The organism is Sphingomonas glacialis (assembly GCF_006439055.1).
Classification (GTDB): Bacteria; Pseudomonadota; Alphaproteobacteria; order Sphingomonadales; family Sphingomonadaceae; genus Sphingomonas; species Sphingomonas glacialis_A.
The window spans coordinates 39,990-58,008 of sequence record NZ_RCZC01000013.1; the positions used below are offsets into that span (position 1 = coordinate 39,990).

Here is an 18,019-nt window from a genome sequence, read left to right on the forward strand (position 1 = left end):
GCCGAAACCTCAGCGCAGGTCCGCCGATGGCGATGCTTACGGGGCGAACGTGGGCTGGCGTCGCGATTGACCAGTTATCGGCGTACACCGTCTCTGAAATGGCAGTGGGGCCGCGCGACCATCATCTGCTCGCGATCAACCTCGCCGATCATCCCTATGTCCGCGCCAAGAGATGCGGGCGTGTCTACGAGAGCGCCGGGCGCCTGGGCGAAGCTGCAATCATCCCAGCCGGCGAGGCATCGACCTGGGATGGGAACGTGCCGGCACACGTCACCGTCCGCATACCAGCATCGGCCATCATCGAAATGGCCTCGGACGTGCTTCCGATGGGAACTCCGCACCAAGCAATCGCCAACAACTTCCGCATACGTGACCCGTTCATCGCCAATATGGCCGCGATTTTCAGCCTGGAGATCAGTCGGGCACCGCACCCCGCGCAGGACGTGCTGGTCGAATCGCTTGTCACCGCACTGCTGCTGCATCTCCTGAGAGGCTATACCGGCGTGCCCTGGCGCGATGAGCAGCCTCTGAGGAACGTAGCTCCGGCGGCGCTGCATAGGGCGCTCGCCTATATCGAGGATCAACCCGGCGTGCGCGTCTCCCTCGGCGACCTTGCAGCCGTGGCCGGACTCAGCCGCTTCCATTTCAGCCGGCTGTTTCGACGGTACGTCGGGATGCCTCCGGCGCTTTACGTCGAACGCTCGCGGATCGAACGCGCGAAGGCGATGATTTGCATTGGGCAATTGTCGCTGGCCGACATCGCCTACGCCGTTGGCTTTGCCGACCAGAGCCACTTCACGCGTCGCTTCCGGCATCACGAGGGCCGCACGCCGTCTGACTACCAACGCGATCACGCATGGCAACGACATCCCCGACGGAAAATTTGAGCCGCGGGAGCAAGGATCGTCCACCGGAAGCAACGACCTCCAAGCCGCGCGCCCATCACAAGTCTACCGACTCTTCCAACACCCACCGGTTGAAGGAGTCCGACATGCCCATCGTAACGACTGCTGACGGCACCGAGATTTTCTACAAGGATTGGGGCCCGAAGGACGGGGCCACGCTCTTTTTCCACCATGGCTGGCCGCTTAGCGCCGACGATTGGGACAGCCAGATGATGTTTTTCCTCGCGCACGGGTTCCGTGTCGTCGCGCACGATCGCCGCGGGCACGGTCGCTCGACCCAGACCGCGGACGGTCACGACATGGATACCTATGCCGCCGACGCGCTCGCTGTGGTGGAGAAGCTCGAGCTCAGCGACACCGTGCATATCGGCCATTCGACCGGCGGCGGCGAGGTCGCCCGGTTCGTCGCGAAGTACGGGAAGGGCCGCGTCTCCAAAGCAGTGCTGATCAGCGCGATCCCACCGACCTTTATGCAATCCGAGCGCAACCCCGATGGCGTACCGAAGGCAGCAGTAGACTCGATCCGCAACGGCACCGCCTTTCACCGCTCGCAATTCTATCAGGACATCACGATGCCCTTTTACGGTTTCAACCGCGAGGGCGCCGTGGTGTCGCAAGGCATCCGCGACAATTGGTGGCGGCAGGGCATGATGGGCGCTGCGATTGCACATTGGGAATGCGTGCGCGTGCTGTCAGAAACCGAATTCTATGACGACCTGGCGGAAATCGACTGCCCAGTGCTGGTGATGCACGGCGAGGACGACCAAATCTGCCCGTTCCCAACCACCGGCGCGCGTTCGGTCAAGCTGGTGAAGAATGGCACACTTATTTCTTATCCGGGCCTGCCGCACGGCATGCCGACCACCCATGCCGACGTCATCAACCGCGACCTGCTGAGCTTTGTCCGCAGCTGACCTAAACGGGGGGCGAGCGACGCGCCTCCCACATTCCATCGGACCGTCGCGGCATTTTGACCCAATGATCGCCATTCGGCCCGCCCGGCGCGCTACTCGAAAGCGGTCGCTCGTTAAACACCATCTGCTCAGACGGAGGATGCCGCAGGCATTGCCCTGCCCGACCGCGCGCCGGCTTTTCCGAAAACGATGGTGAACGAGAATGAGTAGAGGTGCACTGCCTCTGTTTTACGACAGAGGCAGTGTTTGCCCTGGGATCTTAAAAAACGTGAAAGAGCAATGCCGCCCCAAGCAGCAGCAAGCTGATATATGTGCCGAGTGCACCAAGGGGCCGTAAAGGATGCCGTTGCTCAACGCTGGTAACACTTAGCATACCGATCGCGTGAACGACACGACTTGCCAAAGCGAGGATAGCGACCGTCGTGACAAACGCATGTGATGCCGTCGGCACGGCATTCATGTAAAGCAATAGTGCTACGAAGACCGGGATGTATTCCGACGCATTGCCCTGGGCTCTAACGGCGTTGGGAATGGCCAACTCAGAAGGAGGATTATCCGTCCGACTTTTCCGCCGGAGGCGTGAGACATTGACGCTCAAGCCGAGAAGTAAAAAGATCATAGCAGCGACGCACAAGGGAACGACGTTCATCGTAGATCATTCCTTATCGTCACCGCTGCATGCCTGAAGATGCCATGGTGCAGACGAAAAGTTGTGAGCATTCGCCGTCTGAACGGTTGGTCTCTCCTTGTGCTGTGCGATCGCGATCGCACGCGACAGGTCAACCCTTGTCCGGGCGGTCAGGTCGTGCCTGCACTTGGTGATACTCAGCGCGCCCTCGAGGTCAATCGCGGATGCCGAACCGCAGACGTCAACGATGGCCATGCTCACGCGGTGCTTGAAGATTCGGACATCCTCAAGGTTCGAGAGGTTGAGGTCGGTAGTACGAATGATTTGCGTCTGTGTGACCTCGTTGCTCGTTTGGGCGAACGCGGACACGGTGATCATCGCCAGGATGATCGCGCCGGAGGTGGCAATCAGCTTCATGGACGCTTCCGATCTGTCTCAGTTTGGAGTTCGGCTACGAGAAGGCCACAGGCGCGCCTCGAACCGCCCGTGGCGCGGCTATTAATTGGCAGACCGAACGGTGTCGGCGTCCAACTTGCGTGCCAGATCGGTGAGGCTGTCAGCATAGATGTCGACAAATGGCTCCTGCGTTTTGTCGGCCTTCGTGTCCGGACCCAGTTCGCCAGGCCGAGCGATATACGCGGTCCTGAATCCGGACGCTTTCGCCGCCTTTAAGTCGATCTTGTGCGCTGAAACCATCAGGATGGCGCCGGCCGGAACGCCCAGATAGGTCGACGCGGCCTGATAGACTTCTGGCGAGGGCTTGTACGCGTGAACCAGTTCGCCGCTCAAAACCGCGTCGAACGTCAGACCCGTTCGTTTGGTGGTCGCGATGGTGGCGGCCATACCGGCGTTGGAAAGCGCGGCGACGATCGCCCTGCGTCGGAGCAAGGCGAGTCCGTCGACGCTATCCGGCCACGCTACCATCTGGCCCCACAGTGAGAGCAGTTCGATCCGGTCGCGGTTATCGAGCCTGGCGTTCAATCCGCGACCTGCAACCGTCGCGTCCAGCGCTTCTCGAAGAAGTTGGCCAACCGGTACCCACGCGCGCTTACCGCTGACGATTGCCAAGCCATTCGTTGCGGCACGGGTGTTCCAATCGGCAAGGAAGCCCACCCACTCGAACTTTGTGCCCTTCCGCTTGTCGATAGCCGCGGTGACGCGGGCGAACGGCGCCGAGTAGTCGACGAGCGTTCCCTGAACGTCGAATGTGATCGCCTTGATGCCTGCGCCCGAGAAAGGTGCTTCCTGCGCGTAGCTGGTAGTGTTTGCAAAAGGGATGGCGACCATCGTCGCCGCGACGGCAATAAGCCGTTGTCGAGTGCTCGAAATGTTCCGACCTACGTTCTGGTGTTTGCGCATCGATCTATGTTCTTTCCGAATGGGACCGCAGCGGGTCGATGCGCGTAAGACTATGCGATCAGGGGGGTAGGCCACGAACACCGTTATTGCCTTTAGGTTCTGCATATGCGCAGAGTCTCCCAATGGATTGGGAGGACGTGAAACACTTCCTGGAGGTCGCCGAAGCGGGCAGCACGCTTGCTGCGGGCCGGCGCCTGGGAGTGAGCCAGACGACTGCGGCCCGGCGAGTGGCAAGTTTGGAACGCTCAATTGGCGTACGGTTGTTCGATCGGGGCCCGGCAGGCTACGCGCTGACGCCGGACGGTGTCGCGTTGCACCAACGCGCGCGAGAGGCCGCGGATGCGATATGTGGATTCGAGGAGCAGGCGTCGTCCCTTGCCCGCACCGTCGGTGGTGTGGTTCGCGTCACCGTCGTCGAGACATTGGCCGTGACGGTGTTGGCTCCGGTCTTTCGCGATCTCGCTGTCGCGCATCCGCATATCACGATCGACCTCGACACAAGTAGCGAGCCGCGCGACCTGGCGTCAGGCGCCGCCGATATAGCGATACGGTCGTCGGCCAGCCCACTTGGAGCCGGTTTGGTTGGCCGGCGCATCGGCGATGATCCCTGGTCGCTGTATTGCAGCCGGAGCTATGCCGAGACGCACGGTCGCCCCGCAAGCATTTCTGAAATCAAGGGGCATCCCCTGATCGGCGGAGGTGGCACCCATGTCTGGGAGCACTATCGCAAGTGGCTAGAGACCAATGACCTCGAAGCCGCCGTTACGATACGCTATTCTTCGCCGGTCGGGCTGTTGGCGGCTGTGCGCGCTGGTGCTGGACTCGCCATCCTCCCATGCCTCGTTGCCGACCATGATCCCGAGTTGCTTGCGTGCCTTTCTCGTCAGTCCCCGGAAGGACACGGCATTTGGCTGCTGACGCATGAACGCCTTCGTCACGAGCCGCGGATCAGGACGGTCCTCAATACATTGGCTGGCGAGCTGAAAAGGCTATCTCGGCATAGTCGGAATTGAATGATCGCGTTCCTTACCTGGCTTTCATCAGGGCCCGGTTATCCCCGGCAAGGACCCCATCCGGCCTTTCGTGCAACCTATCCCACTCCCCAATCCGGTTATTCGTTAATCTGAATGTTTCGAAGCTTTGGGCCCCTTCTGGGGCAACCCGCCCCCGCCTCCGGAGTTACTGAGTGCCAGACCCAAGGAGATACGCGATGGCCTCGACCCCCACCAAGACTGATGAGAGCAACGCTGCCAAAATCGCGCGCGGTCTGGTGGCAGGGGTGATCGCGGGCGCCGTTGCGTCCTTTGCCATGGACCGGTTCCAGGCGGCGGCATCTCCGCTACTGCCGTCGGGCGGGGGCAATTCGGAACCGGCAACCGAAAAAGCGGCCGACGCCATAACGATGGGCATCACAGGCTATGCGATCCCTGATGCGGACAAACCGCTTGCTGGGCAGGCGGTCCATTATGCGGTCGGGATCGCGTTAGGTGCTGCTTATGGTATCGCCGCGGAGTTCCGACCTTCGGTTACCTTGGGCTTTGGTACGGCGTTCGGGCTCGGCACCGCGACAATATTGGACGAAGTCGCGGTCCCCGCGACGGGGCTTGGCAGCCCTCCGTGGGACGCGGGGATCTCAAGCAACCTCTATTCCTATGCCTCTCATCTCGTCTTTGGCGGCGTGAGCGAAATCGTGCGCCAGCAGGTCGCGGGCACGCTGACGCCGCAGAGTGTCGGCTAAGCCCTTTTCACTAGGGGCATCGACGACCCAGAAGACGACGATCAGGGTGCCATGTCGGTTCCCCAACTTTGGCCACTCGTTCATCTCGACCCGCGAGCAAGCGCAACGAGCCGCCGTCATCAATTATCCCGAAAGGGATGGGTATCCCGAAAGCCCAACCCCGGTTCTTTGCGGCACCGATCCACCTGTGTTAGTCTGCCAATACAGGATGGATGGGAACCAGGGTGAGACAGGAAAAGTATCGCGCTTGGGCTAGAGTGAACCTCACGGCACCCTTGGCATTCACGATGTTCTGCTATTTGCCGCCGGCTTTTGGCGCATCGGTGGTTTCGGCCCCCGCTTGGGCGGACCCAGTTGTAAAGACTGAGAGCGGCCTCGTCGAAGGCGTAGACACAAGAGGAACGACGTCCATCCGGATCTTCCGCGGCGTCCCTTATGCGGCAGCGCCGGTCGGCCCGCTGCGCTGGCGAGAACCCAATCCGACGAAACCGTGGAGCGGGACACTTAAGGCAAAGGCGTTCGCTCCGCGTTGCATGCAGCAGCCTCTCTATTCCGACATGCAGTTTCGCTCTCCGTCACCGAGCGAGGATTGTCTCTACCTGAACATTTGGACACCCGCGAAGATCAGTCAGGCGGCGACCGGGCTCCTACCGGTCCTGATCTATTTTCATGGCGGCGGCTTTGTGGCGGGAGATGGATCGGAGAAGCGATACGACGGCGCGGCGCTGGCCGCCCGGGGCATCGTCGTCGTCACCGTCAACTACCGCCTCGGTATGTTTGGCTTCTTCGCGCACCCCGATCTCACGGCAGAATCTCCGCATCATGCGTCGGGAAATTACGGCCTGCTCGACCAAGTAGCAGCGCTCAAGTGGGTGAAGCGCAACATCGTGGCCTTTGGCGGCGATCACAAAAAGATCACGATCGGAGGCGAGTCTGCCGGATCGATGGCGGTCAGCGCCTTGATGGCATCTCAGCTCTCGCGTGACATTATCGCGGGCGCTATCGGCGAAAGCGGCGCGATGATGCAGAAATGGACGCCGCCCGGCAGGATCGACATCGAGCAGAAAGCCGTCGTGTTCTCCAAGGGCATCGGTGCGCCCACCCTGTCCGCCTTGCGTGCAATGTCCGCCGACAAGTTGCTTGAGGCGCAGGGTAAGTCGGAGAGCATGTCCTTCGATCCGATCATCGATGGCTATTTCCTCACCGAGGCGCCGTCGATCACCTTCGCCGGCGGGAAGGCTGCCCATGTGCCGCTCCTCGTCGGGTCCAACTCGCAGGAAGCACCTGGGACTGCGGTGTTCGGCGACGGCACCGCGACTGTGGCCTCATATCGCGCGGGGCTCTCACGGACGTTGGGCGACAAGGCCGACCATTTCTTTCGCCTTTATCCCGCCGCCGGCGATGCGGACGTCTTACCGGCCGCAACCGAATTGGCGAGCGACGATTACCTCGGTCTGCCGACGTGGAAATGGTTCGATTTGCATCGGCGCACAGGCGCGCCAACCTACTATTTCCGCTACACGCACGTACGCCCCCGCTTTCTACTAGATCCCGGTAGTCAGCCAGCTTGGGGGGCAGTGCATAGCGCAGAGATTGAATATGCGCTGGGCAATCTGAACGTGAACCCGATCTACGCCTGGACCGACGCCGACCGCACTGTCTCGGGGATGATGAGCGGCTACTGGGCGAATTTCGTCAGGTTTGGTAATCCAAACGGCCCCGGCTTACCCCAATGGCCCAGAGCGACACTCGATCAGACGCGCATTCGCCGCCAGGTGATTGACCTCAAGACGCGAAGCGTGCCTTTTACTCAGCAGGAGCGCTACGTGACCGCTGATCCAATATTGTTTATGCATTAGCGACGTCCTTCTCAGGTCGGGAAGGGCCGCTGCCGGCCGCGCAGCCTGCGGCCGTTCAGACCCATTTGTGGACGCTCAGCGCCCTCCTCGCGCTTCCCAACTCCGGACACTCATTCATCAGATCGCGATCTACCAAGGCGCCGCTGGAATTGCGAAAACAGTGACAACCCTGCTGTTCCGAGCGACTTTTCAAACGACGGGTCTCGTGAGGAGCCGACATCCAGCTTTCCCCTCCCGGCATCGCAGAACGACCGAAAGTGGGCCGGTGGCGTAAGGCCGGTTACCCGCATAGAGCTTGAAAGGTCGTGATCATGTGCCTTGCTTTCTTCGGCAAGGGTTTCGGGGCGTTGGGCTGGACAGTTATCGCCGATACCGCTCCGCGCGAGGCGATCGGCATGACAGGCGGTTTGTTCAACGGCGCGGGCAGCATAGCCGGTATACTGACGCGATCGCCGTCGGAGCAATCATCGCCTGGACCGAGGCGTATGACGGCGCGCTACTCTATGTCGAGCTGCACATGGTCGCCGCGATCGCCGCCTACTGGCTTCTCGTCGGCAAGATCGAGCGACATGCCCACACCGCCTGACCGGCCCTTTCAGATGAAAACATACAGTGCGGCGCCGATGGTCAATGCCGCCGCGACGCTGGCCAAGAAATCCGGCTGGCTAAGCACATCGATATCCATTAAAACAGTCACGGGAGTAGCGACATCCATGGCCGTCATTGCTCTAGGGCGACACGGGCGAAGGCAGGTGCTTCGGGAAATACGCAGCACGAATAGACCCGCTTCCCACCGTCAACGAAAATGTCCACCAGGCAGCTGTCGAAAAAGAGCTCGATGGCGATCCGTCCTTCGGTAGGATACGCGGTCACGGTCTCAAAGGTTAGCGACCCTTCCGGGATGTCGCCGTGATCGTTGCGATTGAAGATCAGTCCAGGTTCCCGCTCATAGCGTATCGAAAGCAAGACCTCGTCTCCCGCGACAAGCACCATAGTTTCAGAGGCTCCCTCTGTGACGGTGAGCGAGACGCTCGCGTGGAACGATCCCTTCGTTGGGCCCGACGCCACCGTCAAGTCGCCCACAACGCCGCGTTGTGGCGCTTCGAATAGCTTTGCTGCTGATGCGACCGGCCGCTGACCAAGCTTCCACCGCCCCGCTTCCTCGAATACGAACAGCGTGCGTGGCAGCGACTGCGCCCCGCGCCAAGGCTGGGTCGGGTAGAACCGGCCGGTCTGATGATTGGACATCCAGCCGATCCACAGTGGCCCAGGTTGCTCAGACGGCAGTTCCCCCCAGCTGATCGCCGCGTAGAAATCGGGCCCGAAATCGACCGTGTCGCCGTCGGCGCTGTCCCGATCAACGATAAAGCTGAACCCGTCAAACTTGCCGACGAAATATTGCGCGCCCGAACCGCCCCCGACGAAAGCCGCATCGACATCGACCTTGAGCACCCAGCGGGTCTGCAACGGATCGTTCTGTAGCGGCACCAGCATGAGATCGGGGCATTCCCACTGGCCACTGGTCGCGCCAGCGGGGCCAAACGAACCGGTCAGCGACCAGTCGAGCAGGTTGGTCGACCGGTAGAATTGCACCTTGTGCTCGCGCGACAAAGCGACAACCATGACCCAAGCGCTGCTCGGTGCATGCCAAAATACCTTGGGGTCGCGGAAATGCGCCATTCCCAGATCGATCACCGGATTGCCAGCATAGAAGCTAAAGGTGCGGCCGCGATCATGGCTGTAGGCAAGACACTGCCGCTGAATGTCGGCAACGGCATCGAAGCCAGTGTAATAAGCGAGCAATGGGGGCTCTCCCCCCACCCCCAGGCCCGAGACATTGTCCCAGTCGACAATGATCGAGCCCGAAAAGATCATCTCGCCAGCCTGCTCGGGTATCGCGACCGCGAGTTCCTCCCACGTTACAAGATCCTGGCTGACGGCGTGCCCCCAGCTCATGTGTCCCCACTGGTCGCCGTACGGGTTGTACTGGTAGAACAGGTGATATTCACCGGCGAAATACACGAGCCCGTTGGGATCGTTCATCCAGTTCCGCTGCGGCGCGAAGTGCAGCCGCGGTCGGTATCGCGCCTGATCGTCCGCTGCTCGGGCATCGACGGGATGCGAATGTGCAAGATTTTCCATGAGATCGTTCCTCGGAGATATACGGGGAGATTTAGGGAGCGCGCGCTCAGCGGGCGGGCGACCGGACGGCGATGCCACCAGCGTCAAACAGATGGGCTTTCTCCGCGTCGAACTGGAGGCCGACGCGGTCACCGACGGCGATACGGCTGGCATCTTCGCCAAGCCGAACAGCGACCGTGTCCTCTGCGCCGGGCAAGTCTAGAAACGCGAACGTGTCTGCACCCAGCCGCTCGACCATTGCGACAGTGCCAGCGAGCATCGCGCCATCGGGCGCCGTGAGACGGCAATGTTCGGGGCGAATCCCGAGCGTGACGGGACCCTCGCCCCGCGTCGCGGACGCAACGGTGTCCAGCTCTAGCAAAGGCGTATGCTCGTCCTGACCAACCAGTTTCACCGCGAGACGGCCGCTCGTCTCCTCGCACCGCGCCACCTGCAGGAATGCCATCGTCGGGGTGCCGATAAAGCCCGCGACGAAGCGGTTGGCGGGCCGTTCGTATAGGTCGAGCGGTGCGCCGATCTGACGAATGACGCCGCCTTCTAGCACGACGATGCGGTCCGCAAGAGTCATCGCCTCGACCTGATCGTGAGTGACATAGACAACTGTATTGCGAAGCCGCTGATGCAACCGGCTGATCTCCATCCGCATCTGGATGCGCAGTGAAGCGTCGAGGTTCGACAGCGGCTCGTCGAACAGGAAGGCGTTGGGGTTGCGGACGATCGCGCGGCCGATCGCAACGCGCTGGCGCTGCCCGCCGGAAAGCTGACTCGGCTTGTTGTCGTGCAGTTCCTCAAGCTGAAGGGTGCGTAGAGCGTCGTCGACTCGCTGCTGCCGCTCGGCGCGCGGCATCTTCGCCAGTTTCAGGCTGAAGCCGACATTTTCGGCGACGGTCATGTGCGGATAGAGCGCATAGGACTGGAATACCATGCCGATGCGTCGCCGGGCCGGATCCCAGTCGTTGACGCGCTCGCCATCGAACAGCAGATCGCCCGAGCTGATCTCCTCAAGTCCCGCGATCATGCGCAACAGAGTCGACTTGCCGCACCCCGAGGGCCCGACCAGAACGAGGAACTCGCTCGGCGCAACCGTCAGGCTGACGCCCTTGATGATTTGGCGACCGCCATATTCTTTGTGGATGTCGCGAAGTTCTAGAGATGCAGGCACGTATCTACTCCTAACCCTTGACGCCGCTGCCGATTACGCTGCGAACGAACCAGCGCTGGAAGATGACGAAGGCGGCGAGCACAGGAACGGTGATGATCGTGGCGTAGGCCATGACGTTGCCCCATTCGGTCGTGTGCCCGAAGAATTGCTGCATTCCGACCATGAGTGGTCGCGCTGACTCGCCCGGCACAGTGATCACCGGCCAGAGATACTGGTTCCACATTGCAAGCCCCTGCAGGATGCTGACGGTCGCGAAAACCGGCTTGGACGACGGCACGATAACATGCCGGTAGACCTGCAGGGGGGTCGCGCCGTCGATATAGGCGGCCTCGTCGAAATCCTTCGGGATGCTACGGAAGAATTGATAGAACAGGTAAATCGAGAAGGCGTTGGCGACGAATGGCAGGATCTGCACATACAGTGTGTTGAGCCAGGACCGGGTCAGGACCAGCCGACCCGCCTCAAACCCAAGCCCGGGGAGATGGGCAACTAGCAGCATCAGCGGCACGGAGATCGCCTCGAACGGAATGACGAGCAACACCACCAACAGCGACGCGACCGCCTCGCGACCGCGCCACTGAAGCCGCGCCAGGCTGAACGCGGCCAGGCTGTTTACGATAAGACCGAGGCCGACGGTCAGAGTCGTGATGATTACCGAATTGAGGAAGAAATGCAGGATGTTGCCGTTACCGAGCACATAGGCATAGTTGGCGGTGGTTAGCTCTCCCGTCGGAACGAACGCACCGATTGACCCTGAGTGCGCGAATATCTGCTCATTCGTGCGAAACGACGCGGTTAGCATGAACAAAAACGGAAATACGAAGACCAGGGCGAGCAGCAGCATCAGCGCGTAGAGCGCGAAACGCAGGCTCACCGATTGGTGTCGTCCGGTCGACAAGACGCTCATTTCGACCACCGCCTTTGAAGCGCTTGCTGCGCGAGTATCAGGAGCGTGATGATCGCGAAATACACCACCGCCACGGTCGACCCGTAGGCGATATTCTCCTCACGCACGCCGCGCTGAATGGCATGGAACATCACGGTAGAGGTTCCGTTCTGCGGTCCGCCTTGGGTCATCACGTCAACCTGGGTGAACAACCCCAGCGCCGCAATCGCGGTGACAACCAGCACGAATGCGATTGTCTGCCGCAGGCCGGGGATGGTGACGTTCCAGAAGCGCTGCCACGCCGTCGCGCCATCGATCCGTGCCGCATCGTAGAGCTCCTGCGAAATGCCCTGCAGCCCGGCAAGGAAGATGAGCATCTGAAAGCCGGCGCCCTGCCACGCCGACATCAGCGCAATCGCCGGCATCGCCGTTGCTCGGCCTCCCAACCAGTTGACTGGGCCGATCGTGCCCAAGCTGAGCAGCGAGAGCAGCTTGTTAATCGAGCCTAAGTCGCGGTCGAAAAGGAAGGTCCAGACGATCGAGACCACCACCATCGACATCACCACCGGCGAGAAATAGACGGCGCGCAAGAAGGTCTGCCCGCGCAGACCTGCATTGACCAGCAACGCCAGAGCGAGTGCCATCGCACATTGCAATGGCACAACCATAAGTGCGAAGCCGAAGGTGTTGAGCAAGGATTCCAGGAACACCGGATCCTTTGCGAGGATCGTGACACGCTTTTGGCCCCAGCTAAAGTCAGAAAACGGCCGAAAACCGCGATGGACCGGATCCGCGCGCGTCACGTCCCGAACCCTTGCGAAAGCGGGCTTTCCCTGCACCCCCGGCTGCGGATCCTGCACTACATAGGAGATCGACAGCAGCCGTTCGTAATTGCGCCAGCCGACGAAACGGCCCGAATCCGTCGCAACCAGTCGCTGATCGGTAAAGGTCAATGCGAAAGCCAACAGGAACGGAATGATGAGGAATAGGGTCAGGCCGAACAGGGCCGGGCCAGACGACAGAAGGGCAATGCGGCGGCCATACGCGCGCTTCCGCGACTGTGTCATTCACGCACCTTCCCGGGCTGCGGAGCGGGAGTGCTCCCGGCATCCGCGATCGCCTGATCGACCGCGTCGGTCGCGTCGTCGAGCGCATCATGTGGATCCTTGCCATCGGCAATATTTTGCAAGGCGAAGAAGAAGCTGTTCGAGATCGCCGAGAAGGCGGGGGTCGCTGGACGCTGGCGCGCGAAACGCTGCATCAGATCGAAGAACGCACGACTTTTGCCGCCACGGCGGAAGTCGGTCGAGAGCGCCGCGCCTGCCTCGCTGACCGGGATCATCCCAGCATCGTCCGCCATCCGTGCGATCTCATCCGGACGGAGCAGAAAGCGCAAAAATGCCGCAGCCCCATTGGGGTGTGCGCACGTAGAGCTGATTGCCCACTGCCAGCTTCCGCCGCCGATCACTGTGCCGCGACCGAAATCGGGGGGCGGCAGGATCAGCAGATCGTCGCCCGCCGCCTTGCGGTAGTCGGGCGCCCACCAATTGCCGGTATAGGCCATGGCCGCACGCCCCGTCACGAATGCGCGGTCGTCTGGCTCGCGCCGATCGACCAGCCCCCGGACGAATAGCGACTGAAACCATGTCCCGAATCTTTGCGCAGCCGGGCCGTTGAGGGCGCCATCGGCGTTCCTCATAGTCGCACGATCGACCAGATCGCCGCCAAAGCTCTGCAGCATGGGCGTAAAGGCGTAGGTCCACCAATCCGCCTTAGGGTCGCGCGTTGCCAGATCGAGGGGATATTTGTAGGCGCCGGTCGCCTTGAGCTTGCCCAGGATGTCGTCGAACTCAGCGAGCGACCACGGATGGTCGAGCGTCGGAATCCGTGCACCGATCCGATCAAGTGCGGAGCGCCTCGTGAAAATCGCGAGCCCGGCGTCGAACTGCCCGACCGAGTAAAGATGGCCCTGATAGCGCCCCTGCGCTGCGGGGTTCAGCTGCGCAACCACCGCTGCGGGGATTAAGCCGTCGAGCGGTCGGAGGTGCCCCGCTTGGACGAAGCTCGCGACCATTGGCTGATCAACCGTCATCAGGCATGGCAATTGCCCGGCGAGCGAGGCCGCCACGATCGATTGCGTATAGCCGCCTTGAGGCAGCGACTGGGGCGTGATGTGCCACTTGGACTGCGACGCTTCGAAGCGCGCGATCGCGTATCGACCTGCCGATTCCTCCACGTCGCCCGCCTGGTGCCGCCATAGCGACAGGTCTATGCGCCCGTCCACGCGGCGCTGATCGCTGCACCCGCCGAGCGCGAACAGCAGCGCTAGGCCCGCAGCAATTCCGCATCGCTTACCCACAGTGCGAATCCGCTATGAAATCACGCGTAAGCGCAAGCGCGCCGAGCAGTCCGGCAGATGGCTCCTGCGCTGCCGGCGGGCAGATGAAAGTGGTGGGGTTAGCGCTGCAACGATCGAGCGCATAATTGGCAGAAAGCTCGGCGAAGCGCACGCGAACCGCATCGTGCAGCGCGGGGTGCGCCATCACCCCTCCCCCAACGACGATGCGCTCTGGCCGCAGCAAATACGTAAGGTTGACACAGAGCGAGGCCAGATAATGCGCTTGCATGGCCCACGCCGGATGGCCTTCGCCGAGCTCTTCTGCCGACTGCCCCCAACGTTCCGCGATGGCGGGGCCACACGCCAACCCTTCCAGGCAATCCGCGTGAAATGGACAGGAGCCTGCAAAATCGTCGCCGGAGGCGCGCGACACGCGAATATGCCCGGCTTCGGAGTGGCCGACCCCGCCCATCGGACGTCCTTGTTCGATTACGCCAACGCCGATACCGGTGCCGACCGTAACATAGCAAAGTCGGTCGAGCCCCTGCCCCGCACCGTAGCGTGCCTCCGCCAAGCCAGCACAATTCACGTCGGTATCGATCACGACCGGCGCGCGAACGACGCTGGCGATGCGACCACGTACGTCGACGCCCGACCAGCCCGGCTTCGGGGTGCTCGTCAGCCTTCCATATTTTGGTGACCCACGATCGAGATCGAGCGGTCCGAAGCTCGCCACGCCGCCGATTAGGATCGGGCCGAGCATTTCGCGTTGACGGTCATAGAATGCCGCGACCGCGGCGAAGGTCTCGTCCGGCGCAGAGGTCGCGATCCGCTCCTGCGCCAGCACGCGCCCGTCCGCCGATGCGACCGCACAGAGGAACTTGGTGCCGCCGGCCTCAATGGCTGCAAACAGGTCATTTGACATCGAAGTGCAGTCCATTTTTTGGGGCCGGCAAGCCCCGTGTTTGCGACGCATCTAAGCGCTCCGCCGGCCCCGGATCGGTCAAAATTTGTAGTTCAGCATAAGCCGGGAGGTGCGTCCGAACAGCGGCCGTGCGACGCCACGATTCCCGATACCATCGGGCGCCTTGAGGTCGAAGAATAGCGGATCGCCTTCGGTGAACGACAGCTGGTTGGTCAGGTTGGCAACATGCACCTGAAGCGACAGCCGCTTCGACACATCCCACAACGCGCCGGCATCGAGGATGTAATAGGCAGGATAGACCGTCACATTGATATCCTGCGATGTCGAATAGCGTGGCGATTCATGCTCGTAGCTACCGTACAACTTGACCGGCAGGTGCAACAGCGGACCCAGATCCCAGCGCGGACGAATGAAGATCCGCGTGGTCGCCTGGCGTGCCTCGCGCCGACCGTCCTGAGTGATCTGAGCAAACTGGTAGCTGGTCCCCACCTGATTGACGACCGTGTAACCCGAACCGTTGACCTTCGGATCCTGTAGCGTGACGTCAATGCCGACATCGAACCCCGGGATGAACGGGCGGATCGTCGCCTGAATTTCGGTCCCGTAGTTTGTCGTGCCGTAGGAATAGGGCTGATAGATGTTCGGGCAGGAAGTGATCGTCGACGTAGTGGCGACGGTGCCCCCCGCCGTGCACAGCGGCGAATTAATGTCCTGGTACGTATTGATCAGCGTTCGCGGCGTAAATTTGTTGTAGAAGCCCGCCACCGACGCATCGAAATAGCGCGACTGGAAACGCGCGCCACCCTCGTATTGGGTGATGTGCTCGACGGCGCTACCAAGCGGCTGGCTTTGCGCAAAGGCGACGCCGTCGTTGAAGCTCGGCAAGCGGAACGACTGGGACGCGAGCGCATAGACCGCCAGGTTACGCTTGATCGAATAGTTGCCACCGATCGACCACCCATGGCCGTAATAGCGCTCCTTCAGATATTGCGGATCGCCCAGCGTCTGCGTCTGCGACAGAGCGCGATTGCCGGTGGTCGCCCCGTTAGGAAAGGACGTTACGCAACACGTGCGGTTTTGGTAGCGGATGTCGAGCTGCTCGGTTTCCCAACGAAAACCGGCGTCGATCTTCAGCTTGCGATCGAACAGCTCCCAATGATCGAGCACGTATCCGGCAAAGTTCTCGGCTCCGCCCGACGCCGCATTCCCAGAAAACGCTGGAAGAAAGCTGCCGTTGAGCGACAATGGCGCAACCTTGGCCCCTGCCGCGTTGACCAGATAGATGTCGACCAGCTCGGCTGGCGAGGCGAGCGTCGAGACCGTCAGACTCTGTTGGAAATCATAGTTGTCATGATCGGTGCTGTGATAGCCGCCGACCGTGAGGCTGTGTTCGCCAAACAAAGTGAAGTCCTTCTGGACCTGCAGATCCTGCGTCGCGCTTCGCAGCTTGGAATGCACGATCCACGGGATCTCGAAGCTTAGGTTGCTGCCGGCCGCGATTGGCTGGCCATTGCTGACGTTGAACGCCGCGAGGTGACCGCCAGGGCCAGCAATCGTTTGCTGGTTGCCATATTGTGCGCGCAACGCCTCGAAATTGGAGAAGCCTGCGGCATTGAGCGGATTGAGATATTGCGCTTGGAAGGCGGCCGGACTGAGCGCGTTAAAATAGCTTGCAAGGACGTTCCGATTGTATGCCGACGAATTGAGCGGCGTGCCTGATGCTGACTGGAAATTGGCATCGAACGCCGGCTGCAGGAAGTCCCCGATGTATCGATCGTTGAGGAAGTTGGCGGCAGGCGCCGCGTCATTGCCGGCGAAGAGCGCATTGAAACCGCTCGATCCTTCCACGTAATTCGCATTCAGTGAGACGCGCCAACCCGAATCGAATTCCTTCGAGAATTTCGCCGCAAGCGTGACGAATTCCGGGTGGATGCCGTCCCCAAGATCGGCCTTAGTGACACGGCCATCGTTGCTAATCTGCGTAACGTAGCGGTTGGACGGCGACAACAAAGTGCCGTTCCGAAAATTGATCCCTATCGGCTTCACGCTATCCGAATTGATGTAGATCGGATGGTCGACGGTCCCCGGGGTCGCAAAACCCGGAACCTCGATCGGCAGGTTGTTATACACCGCGGTGCGGTCGTTTAGATACGTCGCGTAGAGCGCGAGGTTGGTTTTGCCGTCATCGCTCTTGAAAGTCAGATTACCGCGGATCTGGCCCCCTCTGTCGGCGGTGTAGCCCGTGTCGCGTAAGCCGTCCGATCGGCGGTAGAAGCCGCCAACGGCGAAGTGCAGCTTGTCGGTAAGAGGTCCAGACAGGAACAGATCGTTGCGGACGAAGCCGTAATCGGCCACTTCCAGTTTATAACCGCCCGCCAGTTTGTCGCCGCCGGTCTTGGTGATGTAGTTGACGACGCCGCCGAGACCATTCGAATAGAGCGTGCCGCCCGGGCCACCCTTGATCGCCTCGACGCGGTCGGTCATCAGGTCTGGCGAGAAGAAGACGTCGCTGTTAGCGAACGGAATGTCCGAATCCTGGAACACCGGCATACCATCGACGAGCTGAGGCGCGTAGCGGAAGCCGCTGCTCGGCAGCCCACGGACGGTGACGTTGTTGCTGCGCTCGCCCGCCGTACTCCCCTCGGCGAAAAAGCCTGGAATGTTGTTCAGCAGATCGGCGGTGCTGATCGGAGCGAGTTGCTGGATCTGCGCCTGCGTCAGCGTATTGATCGTAAAGGTGGTGTCGATCTTGCGAGACTTGTCCGCGACCCCGGTCACGATGATGTCATTCTGGTTCTGGCTGTCAGGCAATGCTGGGGCGGACGTCTGCGCCGGCGTTGCGTCGGCCGCGGTTACCGGCACAGTCGGTGACTGACCTTGGACCGGCGTTGCTTGTTGTGCGTACGCTCCAGCCGGCGCGAGGGCCGAAAGCGCAATACCGGATACTGTGACGAGGGCTGTCGCCCGCAAGTGCCTGATCATCCTACCTCCCAATGGCCATCTTGTGCGGCCTGCTGACGATTGTACGGGCTCGCTGGCTCGCAACGTCCATATCTCGCCAATTGTCGACGTCGTCAATCCTTTTTGTCGACGTCGACAATTTGTCTTTGAATCGCTTGTACGTTGTACAAAGCGGCAGAGTTCGGTCAGGGTCTGATCCCGC

16 protein-coding genes are annotated in these 18,019 nt (G+C 61.2%); 5 read left to right on the forward strand and 11 right to left on the reverse strand.

What is annotated here, in order from left to right:
* Nucleotides 1–26 precede the first annotated feature (26 nt).
* Nucleotides 27–887 (forward strand): AraC family transcriptional regulator, encoded by an 861-nt coding sequence (locus EAH76_RS23320; RefSeq protein WP_140852656.1) that lies wholly within the window; start codon nucleotides 27–29, stop codon nucleotides 885–887.
* Between the two features lie 104 nt (nucleotides 888–991).
* Complete coding sequence (locus tag EAH76_RS23325; protein ID WP_140852657.1) at nucleotides 992–1,819, forward strand: alpha/beta fold hydrolase; 828 nt, start codon at nucleotides 992–994, stop codon at nucleotides 1,817–1,819.
* Between the two features lie 259 nt (nucleotides 1,820–2,078).
* On the opposite strand, the gene EAH76_RS23330 is transcribed toward EAH76_RS23325, so the two are convergent.
* From EAH76_RS23330 to EAH76_RS23340, 3 genes are all read right to left on the reverse strand, one after another.
* Complete coding sequence (locus tag EAH76_RS23330) at nucleotides 2,079–2,468, reverse strand: MAPEG family protein (RefSeq protein ID WP_140852658.1); 390 nt, start codon at nucleotides 2,466–2,468, stop codon at nucleotides 2,079–2,081.
* Between the two features lie 6 nt (nucleotides 2,469–2,474).
* Entirely contained in the window at nucleotides 2,475–2,864 is a 390-nt protein-coding gene (locus tag EAH76_RS23335; RefSeq protein WP_140852659.1) for a UrcA family protein, read from the reverse strand.
* Nucleotides 2,865–2,945: 81 nt separating this feature from the next.
* Nucleotides 2,946–3,806, reverse strand: a complete 861-nt coding sequence (locus EAH76_RS23340; RefSeq protein WP_161989130.1) for a haloacid dehalogenase type II — start codon at nucleotides 3,804–3,806, stop codon at nucleotides 2,946–2,948.
* A 137-nt stretch (nucleotides 3,807–3,943) separates the two neighbouring features.
* Here EAH76_RS23340 and EAH76_RS23345 point away from each other — a divergent pair, with 137 nt between their 5' ends.
* From EAH76_RS23345 to EAH76_RS23355, 3 genes are all read left to right on the forward strand, one after another.
* A complete protein-coding gene (locus EAH76_RS23345) occupies nucleotides 3,944–4,819 on the forward strand; it encodes a LysR family transcriptional regulator (protein ID WP_241659861.1) in 876 nt (291 codons plus the stop codon).
* A 197-nt stretch (nucleotides 4,820–5,016) separates the two neighbouring features.
* Nucleotides 5,017–5,544: a DUF1440 domain-containing protein gene (locus EAH76_RS23350; protein WP_140852662.1), complete on the forward strand. Its 528-nt coding sequence runs from the start codon at nucleotides 5,017–5,019 to the stop codon at nucleotides 5,542–5,544.
* Nucleotides 5,545–5,801: 257 nt separating this feature from the next.
* Complete coding sequence (locus EAH76_RS23355; protein ID WP_206667927.1) at nucleotides 5,802–7,403, forward strand: carboxylesterase/lipase family protein; 1,602 nt, start codon at nucleotides 5,802–5,804, stop codon at nucleotides 7,401–7,403.
* Between the two features lie 595 nt (nucleotides 7,404–7,998).
* Here EAH76_RS23355 and EAH76_RS24760 read toward each other — a convergent pair.
* The 8 genes from EAH76_RS24760 to EAH76_RS23395 form a co-directional block, all read right to left on the reverse strand.
* Entirely contained in the window at nucleotides 7,999–8,127 is a 129-nt protein-coding gene (locus EAH76_RS24760; protein ID WP_277754322.1) for a hypothetical protein, read from the reverse strand.
* Entirely contained in the window at nucleotides 8,124–9,545 is a 1,422-nt protein-coding gene (locus tag EAH76_RS23365; RefSeq protein WP_161989131.1) for a glycoside hydrolase family 32 protein, read from the reverse strand. The genes EAH76_RS24760 and EAH76_RS23365 overlap by 4 nt, the downstream gene beginning before the upstream one ends.
* 46 nt (nucleotides 9,546–9,591) lie before the next feature.
* On the reverse strand, nucleotides 9,592–10,707 hold the full coding sequence (locus tag EAH76_RS23370; protein WP_140852664.1) for an ABC transporter ATP-binding protein: 1,116 nt from the start codon (nucleotides 10,705–10,707) through the stop codon (nucleotides 9,592–9,594).
* Between the two features lie 10 nt (nucleotides 10,708–10,717).
* A complete protein-coding gene (locus tag EAH76_RS23375; RefSeq protein WP_140852665.1) occupies nucleotides 10,718–11,614 on the reverse strand; it encodes a carbohydrate ABC transporter permease in 897 nt (298 codons plus the stop codon).
* A complete protein-coding gene (locus EAH76_RS23380) occupies nucleotides 11,611–12,660 on the reverse strand; it encodes a carbohydrate ABC transporter permease (RefSeq protein ID WP_140852666.1) in 1,050 nt (349 codons plus the stop codon). The genes EAH76_RS23375 and EAH76_RS23380 overlap by 4 nt, the downstream gene beginning before the upstream one ends.
* On the reverse strand, nucleotides 12,657–13,952 hold the full coding sequence (locus EAH76_RS23385) for an extracellular solute-binding protein (RefSeq protein WP_161989132.1): 1,296 nt from the start codon (nucleotides 13,950–13,952) through the stop codon (nucleotides 12,657–12,659). The genes EAH76_RS23380 and EAH76_RS23385 overlap by 4 nt, the downstream gene beginning before the upstream one ends.
* Complete coding sequence (locus tag EAH76_RS23390) at nucleotides 13,945–14,856, reverse strand: ROK family protein (protein WP_140852668.1); 912 nt, start codon at nucleotides 14,854–14,856, stop codon at nucleotides 13,945–13,947. Before EAH76_RS23390 ends, EAH76_RS23385 begins: the two co-directional genes overlap by 8 nt.
* A gap of 78 nt (nucleotides 14,857–14,934) precedes the next feature.
* Nucleotides 14,935–17,934, reverse strand: a complete 3,000-nt coding sequence (locus tag EAH76_RS23395) for a TonB-dependent receptor (RefSeq protein ID WP_161989133.1) — start codon at nucleotides 17,932–17,934, stop codon at nucleotides 14,935–14,937.
* Between the last annotated feature and the right edge of the window lie 85 nt (nucleotides 17,935–18,019).